This window comes from Aciduliprofundum sp. MAR08-339, assembly GCF_000327505.1.
Lineage (GTDB): Archaea > Thermoplasmatota > Thermoplasmata > Thermoplasmatales > Aciduliprofundaceae > Aciduliprofundum.
In genome coordinates this window covers 462,166-474,192 of the sequence record NC_019942.1, presented here as the reverse complement: position 1 = coordinate 474,192, position 12,027 = coordinate 462,166, and the positions used below count along the sequence as shown (strand labels likewise).

Annotated in this window: 15 protein-coding genes; 9 read left to right on the top strand and 6 right to left on the bottom strand. The window is 45.9% G+C overall.

Translation table 11 applies throughout. The annotated features are described in order from the left end of the window. Positions 1 to 37: 37 nt before the first annotated feature. From speD to ACIM339_RS02610, 5 genes are all read left to right on the top strand, one after another. Positions 38 to 451 (top strand): adenosylmethionine decarboxylase, encoded by a 414-nt coding sequence (gene speD / locus ACIM339_RS02630; protein ID WP_015283057.1) that lies wholly within the window; start codon positions 38 to 40, stop codon positions 449 to 451. After that, positions 387 to 1,427 carry a bis-aminopropyl spermidine synthase family protein gene (locus ACIM339_RS02625; protein ID WP_162007676.1) on the top strand — a complete coding sequence of 347 codons (1,041 nt, stop codon included), beginning with the start codon at positions 387 to 389 and terminating at the stop codon, positions 1,425 to 1,427. The genes speD and ACIM339_RS02625 overlap by 65 nt, the downstream gene beginning before the upstream one ends. Beyond that, positions 1,424 to 1,969, top strand: a complete 546-nt coding sequence (locus ACIM339_RS02620; RefSeq protein WP_015283055.1) for a pyruvoyl-dependent arginine decarboxylase — start codon at positions 1,424 to 1,426, stop codon at positions 1,967 to 1,969. Before ACIM339_RS02625 ends, ACIM339_RS02620 begins: the two co-directional genes overlap by 4 nt. A 113-nt stretch (positions 1,970 to 2,082) precedes the next feature. Continuing rightward, positions 2,083 to 3,435, top strand: coding sequence for a DEAD/DEAH box helicase (locus ACIM339_RS02615; protein WP_015283054.1), 1,353 nt, complete (start codon positions 2,083 to 2,085; stop codon positions 3,433 to 3,435). Between the two features lie 47 nt (positions 3,436 to 3,482). Next, positions 3,483 to 3,680 carry a hypothetical protein gene (locus tag ACIM339_RS02610; RefSeq protein WP_015283053.1) on the top strand — a complete coding sequence of 66 codons (198 nt, stop codon included), beginning with the start codon at positions 3,483 to 3,485 and terminating at the stop codon, positions 3,678 to 3,680. Here ACIM339_RS02610 and ACIM339_RS02605 read toward each other — a convergent pair. The 3 genes from ACIM339_RS02605 to ACIM339_RS02595 all read right to left on the bottom strand — a co-directional run bounded on the left by ACIM339_RS02605 (position 3,677) and on the right by ACIM339_RS02595 (position 5,529). Next, positions 3,677 to 3,919 (bottom strand): hypothetical protein, encoded by a 243-nt coding sequence (locus tag ACIM339_RS02605; RefSeq protein ID WP_015283052.1) that lies wholly within the window; start codon positions 3,917 to 3,919, stop codon positions 3,677 to 3,679. The genes ACIM339_RS02610 and ACIM339_RS02605 overlap by 4 nt on opposite strands. A 64-nt stretch (positions 3,920 to 3,983) precedes the next feature. Beyond that, positions 3,984 to 5,075, bottom strand: a complete 1,092-nt coding sequence (locus ACIM339_RS02600) for an SPFH domain-containing protein (protein ID WP_015283051.1) — start codon at positions 5,073 to 5,075, stop codon at positions 3,984 to 3,986. Positions 5,076 to 5,085: 10 nt separating this feature from the next. Then, entirely contained in the window at positions 5,086 to 5,529 is a 444-nt protein-coding gene (locus ACIM339_RS02595) for an NfeD family protein (RefSeq protein WP_015283050.1), read from the bottom strand. Positions 5,530 to 5,828: 299 nt separating this feature from the next. Here ACIM339_RS02595 and ACIM339_RS02590 point away from each other — a divergent pair, with 299 nt between their 5' ends. Further along, positions 5,829 to 7,133 (top strand): replication factor C large subunit, encoded by a 1,305-nt coding sequence (locus ACIM339_RS02590; RefSeq protein WP_015283048.1) that lies wholly within the window; start codon positions 5,829 to 5,831, stop codon positions 7,131 to 7,133. A 27-nt stretch (positions 7,134 to 7,160) separates the two neighbouring features. Here ACIM339_RS02590 and ACIM339_RS08065 read toward each other — a convergent pair whose 3' ends face one another. After that, a complete protein-coding gene (locus tag ACIM339_RS08065) occupies positions 7,161 to 7,283 on the bottom strand; it encodes a hypothetical protein (RefSeq protein WP_015283047.1) in 123 nt (40 codons plus the stop codon). Between the two features lie 161 nt (positions 7,284 to 7,444). On the opposite strand from ACIM339_RS08065, the gene tpiA reads away from it, so the two are divergent. Both tpiA and ACIM339_RS02580 read left to right on the top strand, forming a co-directional pair. Next, positions 7,445 to 8,116, top strand: a complete 672-nt coding sequence (gene tpiA, locus ACIM339_RS02585) for a triose-phosphate isomerase (RefSeq protein ID WP_015283046.1) — start codon at positions 7,445 to 7,447, stop codon at positions 8,114 to 8,116. 1 nt (position 8,117) lies between these two features. Continuing rightward, complete coding sequence (locus ACIM339_RS02580) at positions 8,118 to 8,807, top strand: hypothetical protein (protein ID WP_015283045.1); 690 nt, start codon at positions 8,118 to 8,120, stop codon at positions 8,805 to 8,807. On the opposite strand, the gene cca is transcribed toward ACIM339_RS02580, so the two are convergent. Then, complete coding sequence (gene cca / locus ACIM339_RS02575; RefSeq protein ID WP_337954356.1) at positions 8,779 to 10,083, bottom strand: CCA tRNA nucleotidyltransferase; 1,305 nt, start codon at positions 10,081 to 10,083, stop codon at positions 8,779 to 8,781. The genes ACIM339_RS02580 and cca overlap by 29 nt on opposite strands. A gap of 11 nt (positions 10,084 to 10,094) precedes the next feature. Next, on the bottom strand, positions 10,095 to 10,433 hold the full coding sequence (locus ACIM339_RS02570; RefSeq protein WP_015283043.1) for a nascent polypeptide-associated complex protein: 339 nt from the start codon (positions 10,431 to 10,433) through the stop codon (positions 10,095 to 10,097). An 84-nt stretch (positions 10,434 to 10,517) separates the two neighbouring features. Here ACIM339_RS02570 and ACIM339_RS02565 point away from each other — a divergent pair, with 84 nt between their 5' ends. Next, positions 10,518 to 12,023, top strand: a complete 1,506-nt coding sequence (locus tag ACIM339_RS02565; RefSeq protein ID WP_015283042.1) for an MFS transporter — start codon at positions 10,518 to 10,520, stop codon at positions 12,021 to 12,023. Positions 12,024 to 12,027: the final 4 nt, after the last annotated feature.

The window sequence follows — 12,027 nt, the reverse complement described above, 5'->3', positions numbered from 1 at the left end:
ACTTACACTCCATGGAGGTGAAAAAAGATGGAAGGTGATGAAGATGGCTGTCGGGATTCACATCATAGCGGACATGTATGGTGTGGATCCAGCGCTCCTGGCTAGGGTTGAAAGGATGAAGGAGATTTTTGAAGGTGCAGTTAAGTTTGCAAAATTGAGTAAGATCTCTTCTGATTATTATCAATTTCGCCCTGAGGGTGCCAGCGGGATCGTTTTGATAGCAGAATCACATCTGAGTTTTCACACATGGCCCGAATATGGGCTTGTGACGCTTGACATATACACATGTGGAGACCCTCGGCAGGCGGATCTGGCCTATGAGTACATAAAGGAGAAGCTCAACCCTAGCCGTGTGGATCTTGTGCGCTTGGAGAGAGGTGTGGAATTTGAGAACGAGGAAGCAAATATTGAGGTACCTAAGCAGAGAAAGGAGCCCGTGGGAGTTAATTAAACTCGTGGATTCGGATCTGAACGAATTTGTAGAAACGCTAAAAATCCTTATGGATGATGGATTAGTTGAGAGCAGAGGGGGTATACTTTATCTCACTCCCATGGGTATTGAAGAGCGGGAGAGTTTGAATCTTAAGGATTATGATACCCGCTGCCCTGGATGTGACGGTCGGGGAATAGTTGAGGATCCATTTGGGGTTCTGGATGAATATAAGAAAATAACATCCCAGAGGCCCAAGCCCACGGCCGATTACGACCAGGGATACATAAAAGAGGAGGACGTGATGCGCCGCATTGCATTCATCTACGAGCGTGGAGATCTTGAGAATGCGGATATTCTCGTTGTGGGTGATGATGACCTCATAAGTCTCGGTATGGCCCTTACAGGCCTGCCCAGAAAAATTGTGGTTTTGGAGATAGATGACAGGCTCATAGATTTCATAAATCAGAATGCCCGGGAATATGGCTTTCCTGTTGAGGTAAGGAAATTTGATGTTCGGAACGACATAGATTTGGATCTCCGTGGAAAATTTGATGTTTTCATCACCGATCCCGTGGAGACAATTGAGGGCATAACTCTGTTTTTATCCCGTGCGGTTTCTGGGCTCAAGGGTAAAGGTTCTGCGGGTTATTTTGGACTCACTCATCTCGAAGCATCCCTGAAAAAATGGTACGAGATAGAGAAAAGGTTGCTAAGTATGAATTTCGTCTTAACTGATATGCTCAGAGATTTTAATGTGTATCCCCTGCGCGGAAATCTGGAGCTGGCTGCGGAGGATTACATAATTTACCGTAGAATAGAGGAACTGACAGGAAATAGGAGCATAGATGCAGATTTCTACCGCTCCACACTCATAAGGGTGGAGGCCATAGATGATGTGAAACCTCTTGTGCGTGGATATGTGGAGTTGAAGGATGAGGTGTATGTGGACGAAGAATCTCTCGTGACTGCAATGGCAACGAGGCGAAAAGGATGATTGGATTTGTACCCACAAAGGTATTCTTCACAAAGGGAGTGGGCAGGCACAGGAGCAAACTGGGATCCTTTGAGAGGGCATTGAGGGATGCTGGCATTGCGCAGTTCAACCTTGTTGAGGTGAGTTCCATTTTCCCTCCAAACGCAGATATGATCTCGAGAGAGGAGGGTGTGAAACTCCTCAAGCCCGGGCAGATTGTTTTTGTGGTGATGGCAAAAAATTCCAGCAACGAGCTGAATCGTATGATAGCAGCCTCAGTGGGCCTTGCAGTTCCAAAGGATAGAAGTCGCTATGGTTATCTGAGCGAGCATCATAGCTTTGGAGAAACTGCCAAAACTGCCGGAGACTACGCGGAGGATCTAGCTGCTGAGATGCTCGCCTCCACTCTTGGATTGCAAAGTCATCTGGAGTGGGATGAGGTAAAAGGGGTTTGGAAACTCAACGACAAGATTCTGCTCACTTCAAATACAACGGCCACGGCAGTTGTTGAGAGGCCCGGTGAGTGGACCACGGTGGTAGCTGCAGCGGTGCTTGTGCCCTAAATTCCAACCTTTTAAATACTATAACCCCTTGGGGTATGTATCTGAAAGGAATGGGGCAGGTGAAAAGCACTGATGTTTTTTCAGCTGTCCAGTGCTAAAAGGAGATGATAAGTATGAAATTTGACGAGATGGATATTTCCATTGGAACAAAAAAGGTCCTTGAACTTCATGGTTTTAAGGAACCAACAGAGGTGCAGGAGAGCGTTATAGGCCCTGCAATTGATGGAATGGATTTGATTGTGCAGTCCAAGACGGGCTCGGGGAAGACGCTTGCTTTTCTCATACCCATATTTGAGAAGCTGAACAGGGGGTTGGAAGCAATAGTGCTTGTTCCCACCAGGGAGCTTGCTCAGCAGGTTGATAGGGTGGCAAGGATTCTGGCCAAGGGTCACGGAAAGAGTACGGTGGTTATTTATGGGGGAGTGAGCATGGAAAATCAGATACGGGGTCTCAAGCACGCCTCCGTGGTTATAGGTACCCCGGGAAGGGTAATGGACCTCATGCGCAGAGGTTATCTTGATCTGAGCAGAATAAAGATTTTTGTGCTCGATGAGGCTGACAGAATGCTGGACATGGGATTCATAGAGGACATTCGCTGGATTTTGAGTAAGGCTCCCAGGGAGAAGCAGATGATGCTATTCTCCGCCACCATGCCGCAGGAGATCATAAATCTTGCCAGACATTATATGAGCAATCCTGAGAAGATAATTTTATCGGCCGATGAGATAACTGCGGAGAACGTATCCCAGTTCTACGTTGAGGTGGGAGAGATAAACAAGATAGCCAAACTATCATCGCTCATAATAAATGAGGGTGGAAAGTATCTAGTTTTCTGCAACACCAAGAGAAACACGAAGAGCGTGGCAGAGATCCTGCAGAAGTACGGTTTCAGGGCCTTTGCATTGCATGGGGATATGCGTCAAGCGTCTCGCAGCAGAACAATGGATGCCTTCAAGCAGGGCAAGATAAACATATTGATCTCCACAGACGTGGCTGCCAGGGGCATTGATGTGCATGGCATAACCCATGTTGTGAATTACGATGTGCCCCAGTATCCGAAGGATTATGTGCATCGTATAGGTCGCACGGGGAGGCTTGATGCCCGGGGCAAGGCTATAACATTCGTTAGCAGGGAAGAAATGGAGTATTTCCGAAGAATAGAGGAGTTCATAGGCAAGAAAATACCAAGGATAGAGATAAGGCAGGCTGGCAGGATTAAAGAGCGTCTGGATTACAGGGAAAAGAGCGACATATTTGGTATGGTCAAATTCAAATTTGAGCTGAAAAACGAGTTGAGTGAGTGGGAACTTGTGAAGATAGTGAGCAACGCGGGCATTCATGAGGAGAGTATAGGTAGTGTGACTATTCAGGGCAAGAGTGGTGAGTTGAAGGTTCACTACAGAAACGCTCCAAAATTGCGAAAAATTCGGGTTTTTAGGCGCATAAATCTTGTGGATGCAGGGTAGTTTAAATACCCAAAAATCTTTATTTATTGGTACCATATCTTCCTTAGATGGAGAACAGGTGTCTTATTTGTGGCAAGAAACTTCACGATCCATTTGCTCTTTACTGTGCAGAGTGTGAGTACGAGATCAAACGTGCTCGCCTTGCAGATGAGGAAACCTTGGAGGAGTACATAGAGCGAGTCCGCATGGGGGAGGAGGTAAAAATAGATCTGAAGGGTGTAAAAACTCTGGACTCCTGGTTTTAATCAACTTCGAATTCTACGCCGTACATTGATTTTATGTAATCCACAACCTCTTTCAGGTTCTTGCTGTGATATTCAACCTCGTTCTTTTTTGTCCTGAAATAGTGCCTGAACACCTCAAACCTCTGAAACGTTTCGTTGTACCTTATTGAGATTTTAAAATTTCTTGGTGCGTTTCCATGTGAGGTTATATCAACCTCCTTGCCCTTCTTAAGCGATTCTGCGGATATTTTTACTGCCATTTTTTCACACCAGCCAGAGTCTTATATAAAAAGTGATGTGAAAAAGGTATAAAAAGATTTCAAATTACTCCTCGTCCTGCTGGAATAGTCTCTTCTCATCGTCCTCGCTGAGATCCAGTTTTTTCTCCTCCTCTTCCTTCTCCTTCTGCTTCTTCAGATCGCTGGCTATTTCCTCGTATGAAGGTATCGGTCCCAGAATATCCTTTGCATTGCCCACAATTCTCTCAATGTCTCTGTAGGATAGTGGAGAGATCTGTTCCTCTTTCTGCTCTCCAGCCAGGTATTTTGCTGTGCTCTCTATGAGTTTTGATATTTCGAATGGGAATATTATCTTTGTGGCTTGGCCGTTTGCTACCTTTGTCAATGTATCCAGAGAGATCACGCTCAAAGCCTTGGATGTGAGTGCTGCAGAACCAAGGGATATTATGCGGTACCTCTGAGCCTCACCCTGCGCCTGGAGTATGGTTGCAAGCCTAAGACCCTGTGCCTCCAGTATCTGTGCCTGCCTCTTACCCTCTGCCTCTAAAATTCTCGCTCTCTTCTTACCCTCTGCCTCAAGAATCTGGCTGCGCTTTATACCGTCCGCCTTGAGTATTGCCGCTCTTCTCTCCCTCTCCGCTGCCGTTTGGGCTTCCATGGCCTGCTTCACACGGGCTGCTGGATCAACCTCCTTTATCTCAACTGCCTCAACCTTGACTCCCCACTTATCCGTGGCCTCGTCCAGAATATCTCGCAGGTGGGTGTTTATGTGCTCTCTGTTGTAAAGAATCTCATCAAGGTTCATATTGCCTATCACGCTTCTCAATGTGGTTCTGGCAAGGTTTATTGTGGCGAGTTTGTAATCCTGTACCTCGAAGAAAGCCTTCTTTGCATCCACCACTCGTATGTAAATGACGGCATCCACGGCGGTGGGCGAATTGTCTCTGGTTATGACCTCCTGCTTTGGTACGTCCCATGTCTGGGTTCTCATATCCATCCTTATTACCTGCGAAAACGGCCAGACAAAATTTAGGCCCGGGTTGAGCACGCCCCTGAACCTGCCAAGAAATATGTATATTCCTCTCTCATAGGGCCTTATTATCCTTATCGCTGAGGTTAGCAGGTAAATTATTATTATGGCAATGAATATAGCCACTCCTATCAATACACCATCCATATTTTTCACCTCATTTTATCTCTCTTACCACCAGATGAACCCCTTCACCCTTAACAACCTCTACTTTCTTTCCCACATCTATTTCCCTATCGGCCGTGGCACTCCAGACATCACTGTCTATCCTCACCTTTCCCTTCAGGCTGTTGGGTTCAATTTTTGCTATAACTATTCCCCTCTTACCAACCATCTGATCGATGGTGCTCGTTGTGGGAAGTTGGGGCTTTGCAAGAACCCTGTAAAACAGCATGACTCCAATCGTCGCAACTATGGCAGTTGCAAGGGTTATAACCACTGCTGGCACAACACCTATGTTTCCCAGGAACAGGTACACTAGTCCCAAAATCACCAGCACGGTCCCGGGTACGGCAATGAAAAACCCCGGTATTGCCAGCTCTGCCAGAACGAGCAGGGAGCCGAACACTATCAGTATTATGCCCAGGGTGAAGAAGTCCATACGGTAAAAGCATGGTTTTACTCTTATTTAAGTGTTTGTAGGAATAGTGATTATTTCTGTACATAATTGTACCGCAAGATTTATATTTTCATATTTGCATACAAGAATGAGGAGGTAATGGAAATGGTACCTCACAAGAAAAGGGAAGAGTATGGTTTGGAAAGGGATATTGAGAGGGAGGTTGAAGCAATTTTGAAGGGTGAGGAGGACCTTGAGTTTCCGTCTCCTGAAGAGTGAATTCTTTAAACCCTCTTTCTTTTTTTGTAAATATTAAATAGGAATTTGCGCATGCTAATTTCATGGACATTCCTTGGGTTGAGAAGTACAGACCCAGGCGTTTTCGGGACATTGTGGGAAACAACAAGGCAATAAATGAAATTTTGAGATGGGCCCAGGACTGGGAGAGGGGTAAGCCCAGGTACAAAGCCTTGGTTTTGGTGGGTAAACCAGGATGTGGTAAGACCACGGTGGCCAAGGTTCTTGCCGAGGAGATGGGTTGGGGAGTTATAGAGCTCAACGCCTCGGATATACGTAATGAGCAGAAGATAAAGGAGATAGCCCTTCGTGGTGCTGTGTATGAAACATTCACTGATGATGGAGAGTTCATATCTTCAAAGAAGGGCGGCAGAAAGCTCATCATATTTGATGAGGCCGATAACCTGTACGAGGGTGTGAAGGATGGAGACCGCGGGGGTAAGAAGGCAATAGCGGAAACCATAAAGAACACAAGACAGCCCATAATTCTCATAGGTAATGATTACTACTCTCTCTTCAGCGGAACCTGGGGCAAAGCGCTTAAGTCCCTCGCCTACGTGATTAGGTTCAAGGCCCTTACCAGGGCCCAGATAATGAAGGTTCTAAAAAGGATATGCATGGCTGAGGGTATAAAATGCCAGGACACTGCCCTCGCCTACATTGCTGGTAGATCTGGAGGAGATCTGCGTGCAGCCATAAACGATCTGCAGGCACTTGCCCAGGGGAAGAAGATTCTGACTGAGGATGACCTCGGGGCCACGGGATACAGAGATGTTAAGAATGAAATTTACAAATCCACGCTGGTAGTGCTTCACACGGAGCATTTCTGGGAGGCCAAGAATGCCCTGACCAATCTCGACGAAACTCCTGACTACGTTCTTTTCTGGATTGAGGAAAACATGCCTCTCGAGTACACAAAGCCCGAGGATCTTGTAAGAGCCTACGAATACCTGTCCAGGGCGGATGTTTATCTGGGGAGGGTTAAAAGGAGGCAGCAGTACGCCCTATGGGCATACGCCATGGATATGATTGCAGGCGTTAGTGTTGGTAAGGAAGAGAAGTACAAGCAGCATGCTCGCAGGTATCAGTTCCCATCATGGTTATCTCAAATGTCAAGGAGCAAGAAGGTACGAGGAATTCGCGATAGTTTGGGAATGAAACTGGGAAGGATTTACCACACTTCAAAAAATGAGGTTCTTGATAATGTTATTCAGGAGTTTTCAGTCCTGTATGATAAGGATGAGGGGGTAAGAAGGCTCTACACGAGCATTTTGCATCTAAACGAAGATGAAATTTCTTACCTCACAGAAAAGGATCCAAAGGAAATATTGAATGAGCTCAAAAAATAAAAAAGGGGTGAAGGTGGGTCAGTGTGATTATGCGGGCGCCATGGCCATGTTCTGAGCTCCCAGCAGCACCTCGTCCCCCATTATCTCTTCAAGCTCCGCAATCATGGCGTCCAGTTCTTCTATTATCTCCTCCAGATCTTTTTCATTCATTTCTATCACTTATCAGACAAATGTCTGACAATTGTCATATATAGCAAAGAAGTATATAAACTTTTTCATCCGGTGGTCTCTTTATTGGGTTTGTATTGAAACCTAAAACGAAACCAAAGTTTCCAGAAAAATTTATTTAAAAGGCATCCTTACAGCCAAATATGTGGAAACTGCCAGTTATAATTGTGAATTTCAAATTGTATCACTCGGGCTCTGGAGAAAGGGCCCTGAATCTCGCAAAGAGCCTTGATAGGGTTGCTGAGGAGAGGGATGTGAGCATTGCAATTGCCGTAAATCCTCTTGATTTCTCAAGGATAAGAGATGAGGTAAACATACCCGTTATGCTCCAGCACGTTGATCCCGTGCCCCATGGAGCCCACACGGGCAGGATAAATATGGAACTTGCCAAGGAAAGTGGTGTTGAGGGCCTGCTGATAAACCACTCCGAGCGCAGGCTAACCATGGCCGATATAGATTACCTCGTGCAAAGGGCAAGGGAACTGGACATGGTCTCGGTGGTATGCACCAACAATGCCCGAGTGTCTGGAGCGGTTGCATTCCTAAATCCTGATTTTGTGGCAATGGAGCCTCCAGAGTTGATAGGAGGAGAAGTATCCGTATCCACGGCCAGGCCCGAGGCAATAGTTGAGACCATAGATGCTGTTAAATCTGTGCGTGACATACCTGTCCTTGTGGGTGCGGGCATAAAGAACGGAAACGATGTGAAAAAGGCCATTGAGCTTGGAGCAAAGGGTGTTCTGGTTGCATCTGGTGTGGTTAAGGCCAAGGACCCTGAAAGGGCCATAAACGATCTGATAGATGGGATGATGTGATATGGCAAAGAGAAGAAAAACTCCTGAAGAGGAGGAAAGGGAAATATTCGAAGAGCCCGAGTTTGACGAGCGTGAGTTCTTAGTTAGCGAAATTAAAAAGGCCAAGGGTATAATTTTTATATTCTCCGTTGCCCTTATTCTGGGCCTCATATCTGGATACCTTCAGGTTTATGTGAGTGTGTATCTGGGGGCCATTCTGGGATTTGGTTTTCTTCTGATTCTCAAGCCCATTCTTGGAAAATTGCATGCGGAGTTCAAGGATAAGAAAACTTGGTTCTATGCAATAACGATGTTCCTTCTAATCTGGTTCCTTGGATGGACAGTTGCCTTAAATCCCCCACTCAATGATGTCTCTCCGCCCCAGATAAGGAACGTGGAGGTTTACAACGGTACTGCATGGGTTGTGATTTACACGTATTCTCACGGTGTGTATGATAAAAACATAGATAAATTGAAATGGGGTAATAAGATAAGTGTTCGAGCCTTTGTATCGGATAATGTGGGAGTTGATCAGGTTAAGATAAACGGGCATCTTGCCAAACGGATAAATGGATACTATGTAGCGTATAACATAACCAATAGCGGGAGAATCACTGTGGAGGCATGGGATGTGAATTATGTGAATTCCCCTGAGCCACAGGATCACTATTCAAAGGTCGAGATCACCGTTCCCATGGGAAAGCAGCCATAAAAAACTCAGTCAGGGCCCTCATGTCAATTTCACCCATAAAATCATAAATGGAGCCCAAAACCAGTTCCTTTTTTATTTTTTCAAACTCCTTTCCTAGTTTGTAGTTATGGAGATTTTTGAAAAAAACCTCGCTAACCGTGCATGCCTCTCTCTCAATATCTGCATACCATCTGTTACCCCTTATGTACGGACCCCTCAGCGCCTTGCCTCTCCATCTTTTTATGAAATTGTCCGAATTCTCGTGCCACACAGGTGGTCCTTCATGTACCCTAATTCTGGGTAGGCGATCTCTGGCCACCTCAATTATGAAATACACATAATCAGATTGCACGATGTAAAAATGTGAAACAACATCAAAATCTGCAAGGATCTTCAGAAAGGAATCCATACTTCTCTCTATCTGCGGATAAAGATTATCCTCTATTATATCCGGTCTTGGAACTCTTATAACCAGGAAGTTGGTACCCCTTTTTGAAATTATATCCTCTATTTCTTGCTCACCCATGGGCTCAACTGGCCGCGGAAAGAAAAACTCAAGTTTTGGGCCTTTCATATAGGATTTTGCAGCATATATAAACAAACTTTTTCTATCCTCACTGACTGCAGAGGCCGCATTTCTCTCAGGATCCACTGGATCTATGAACACAACAGGTGCTCTAAATCTAGCACCCCCATCTTCAAGATAAAGGTACACCTTCCTTCTCCATTTTGCAACATTTTTCAACGTATTCAGAAAATCTCCATACTTTAAAATTAGCAACTCGGTCAAGTATCCGGAAAATCCATGTATTTTTGCCTCTGCCCCGTAGGCTCCTATGCCCTTGAGAAAGGCCTTCAGCAGCCGGACCTCATCCCTCTGCCAGTCCTTTATGTGGGATTTTATGTACTCCGTGTGAAATGGGGTTCTATCCACCGCGCTTATCTTCTCCTTCGGGTCGTTGATCTTGTAGCAGGGTACTATGTCCACTTCAAACCCGTTGTATGTGCCGCGCCAGTAAGGGTGCTCTGCGTACTTGGCAAAGCCATCGGGTATTATCGTCCTACCAATCTCTATGCCCACCATTTTCAGAGTTTTTCTGTCAGTATCGGGCGGGAGTCTCAGAAATATGTCTATGTCTGGATTCTTGAGGTAGGTACCCTTGGCCACCGAGCCCACGAGAATGGCATCTTCTTCAAATCCCCTTTTTACAAGTTCTTCATTTGCCCTGGAGAGCAGTTCATCTACCGTGTTCCATAACCTTCTCTCCTCATCCTCGTTGGGTTTGATCCTTCGCAGAACCTCCTCTCTTACCTCCTGCTCATTATTGATATTATCGCCTCCGCTGGCTCTCCATTTGCCTCCTCAAGTGCTTTCTTTGCCTCCTCCTCTGTGCACCCTGTTTGCTGCATGACCAGCTGCACATCCTCATCTGTGTATGGAAGTTCCTCCTTCTTTTCCTCCCTTTCAACCTTCTTCATCTCACCAACAACCTGGAGCATCTTCTGACCCTGAATTTCCATGTACATTACCTGGGGGTCCTCTATCACGTAGTCTCCGTCCCTGGCCTTGATTATGACCTCGTAGGCATCAATCTCCTTGGCCTTGAGCTGACGCATTAATCTGCGCATTTCCCTGGGATTTATCATAATGGGCTATCTGTTTGAGGGTATTAAAATTTACTTTTTTCAGCATAAAAAGTATTTATATTGCAGAAACATACTTTACCACCTATGAGTGATAAGGGCAGAGTGCAGAACAAGTGGGGAGTGCTTTACATGATGAGTTTTGCCATGTTCATCATGACCATTGATACCACTATGATGAACGTATCCATATCTGCCCTTGTCCGGGATCTCAATACCACGGTGGATGGAATACAGCTGGCCATTGCCCTTTACGCTCTTGTTATGGCGGCGTTTATGATAATTGGCGCGAGAATTGCAGATTTCTGGGGTACTAAAAAAACCTTCACCATGGGATTGATCATATACGGGGTGGGTACAACCACGGCCACGCTGGCACCGAATTTACCCGTTCTGCTGATTGGTTGGTCAATTCTTGAGGGCATAGGTGGGGCCCTGATGATGCCCGTGACGGTCACTTACCTCACCAAGGAATACTCTGGCAGAGACAGAGCCTATGCCTTTGGAGTTTGGGGTGGAATTGCTGGAGCTGCTGCGGCGTTTGGTCCAATAATAGGTGGGTTTTTCACCACGTACATAACATGGAGGGTGGGGTTTGGAATGGAGGCGTTCATAGTGGCGGGTATGATCGCCAAGATAGGCATACTGCGAGATTATCCTCCAACGAGGAAGATGAAATTTGATATTTTGGGAGCGATCCTATCGGCCACGGGTCTTTTTCTTGTAACGCTTTCAATACTTCTCATAAATCCTCTGGGAGATTCACCTGTTATGGGCGTTCTCTCTCTTGGTGTGCTAATACTCGTGGTATTTGTGTGGTACGAGCGGAAATTAGTTAGGGAGTTCAAGGCGCCCCTGGTGAACATGGATCTTTTTAAATCAAGGGCCTTCACCGTTGGAAACCTTGTGAGCATATTCTTCCAGATAACTCTGGCAGGGGTAATGTTCACAATTCCCATATTCCTTCAAACTGTCACTGGGTACAACGCCATGGAAACCGGTATAACTATAATTCCTCTATCTTTGATGATGTTTGTATTCTCCGTATCCGGTCAGAGGTTTCTGAAGTATCTCTCTCCCAGGTCCATAATTCAGTTGGGCATAGTTATGGCTTTCATAGGGCTGTTTCTCTTTATGCAGGAGTTCTCAGTGAGTGCAACTGGTTTGGATCTTGCCCCAGGTATGCTCTTTTACGGAGTTGGTTTGGGACTGATATTCTCCCAGATTACGAACCTTGCAATGTCTGGAGCGGGCCCCTCTCAGGAGGCTGAAGCTTCGGGAGTGTTTAATTCTCAGAAGCAACTTGGTATGAGTCTTGGAACCGCGTTCATAGGAGCCGTACTCATAATGGGTATGATCAATTCCATAACCCGTATGATACAGACAAAGTTTCCCAATGTGGACAGGCACATGGTTATTGAGTGGGTGCTCAGGATAAAGCATGGAGAGATAAACATACCTCCCGAATATATGCCCCAGATCAATCATCTCATAAACGTGGCTCTGGCAGAGGCCATGCGTTCGGCCATGATGTTTATGATGATGTCCTTGGTTATAGGTGGTGTGCTGACCCTGTGGTTGCCAAAGAGGTGATGTG

Excerpts from the sequence above, each read along its gene's own strand:
- speD (WP_015283057.1), top strand. The coding sequence starts at position 38 with ATGAAGATGGCTGTCGGGATTCACATCATAGCGGACATGTATGGTGTG.
- ACIM339_RS02620 (WP_015283055.1), top strand. The coding sequence starts at position 1,424 with ATGATTGGATTTGTACCCACAAAGGTATTCTTCACAAAGGGAGTGGGC.
- ACIM339_RS02615 (WP_015283054.1), top strand. The coding sequence starts at position 2,083 with ATGAAATTTGACGAGATGGATATTTCCATTGGAACAAAAAAGGTCCTT.
- ACIM339_RS02610 (WP_015283053.1), top strand. The coding sequence starts at position 3,483 with ATGGAGAACAGGTGTCTTATTTGTGGCAAGAAACTTCACGATCCATTT.
- ACIM339_RS02605 (WP_015283052.1), bottom strand. The coding sequence starts at position 3,919 with ATGGCAGTAAAAATATCCGCAGAATCGCTTAAGAAGGGCAAGGAGGTT.
- ACIM339_RS02600 (WP_015283051.1), bottom strand. The coding sequence starts at position 5,075 with ATGGATGGTGTATTGATAGGAGTGGCTATATTCATTGCCATAATAATA.
- ACIM339_RS02595 (WP_015283050.1), bottom strand. The coding sequence starts at position 5,529 with ATGGACTTCTTCACCCTGGGCATAATACTGATAGTGTTCGGCTCCCTG.
- ACIM339_RS02590 (WP_015283048.1), top strand. The coding sequence starts at position 5,829 with ATGGACATTCCTTGGGTTGAGAAGTACAGACCCAGGCGTTTTCGGGAC.
- ACIM339_RS08065 (WP_015283047.1), bottom strand. The coding sequence starts at position 7,283 with ATGAATGAAAAAGATCTGGAGGAGATAATAGAAGAACTGGACGCCATG.
- tpiA (WP_015283046.1), top strand. The coding sequence starts at position 7,445 with ATGTGGAAACTGCCAGTTATAATTGTGAATTTCAAATTGTATCACTCG.
- ACIM339_RS02580 (WP_015283045.1), top strand. The coding sequence starts at position 8,118 with ATGGCAAAGAGAAGAAAAACTCCTGAAGAGGAGGAAAGGGAAATATTC.
- ACIM339_RS02570 (WP_015283043.1), bottom strand. The coding sequence starts at position 10,433 with ATGATAAATCCCAGGGAAATGCGCAGATTAATGCGTCAGCTCAAGGCC.
- ACIM339_RS02565 (WP_015283042.1), top strand. The coding sequence starts at position 10,518 with ATGAGTGATAAGGGCAGAGTGCAGAACAAGTGGGGAGTGCTTTACATG.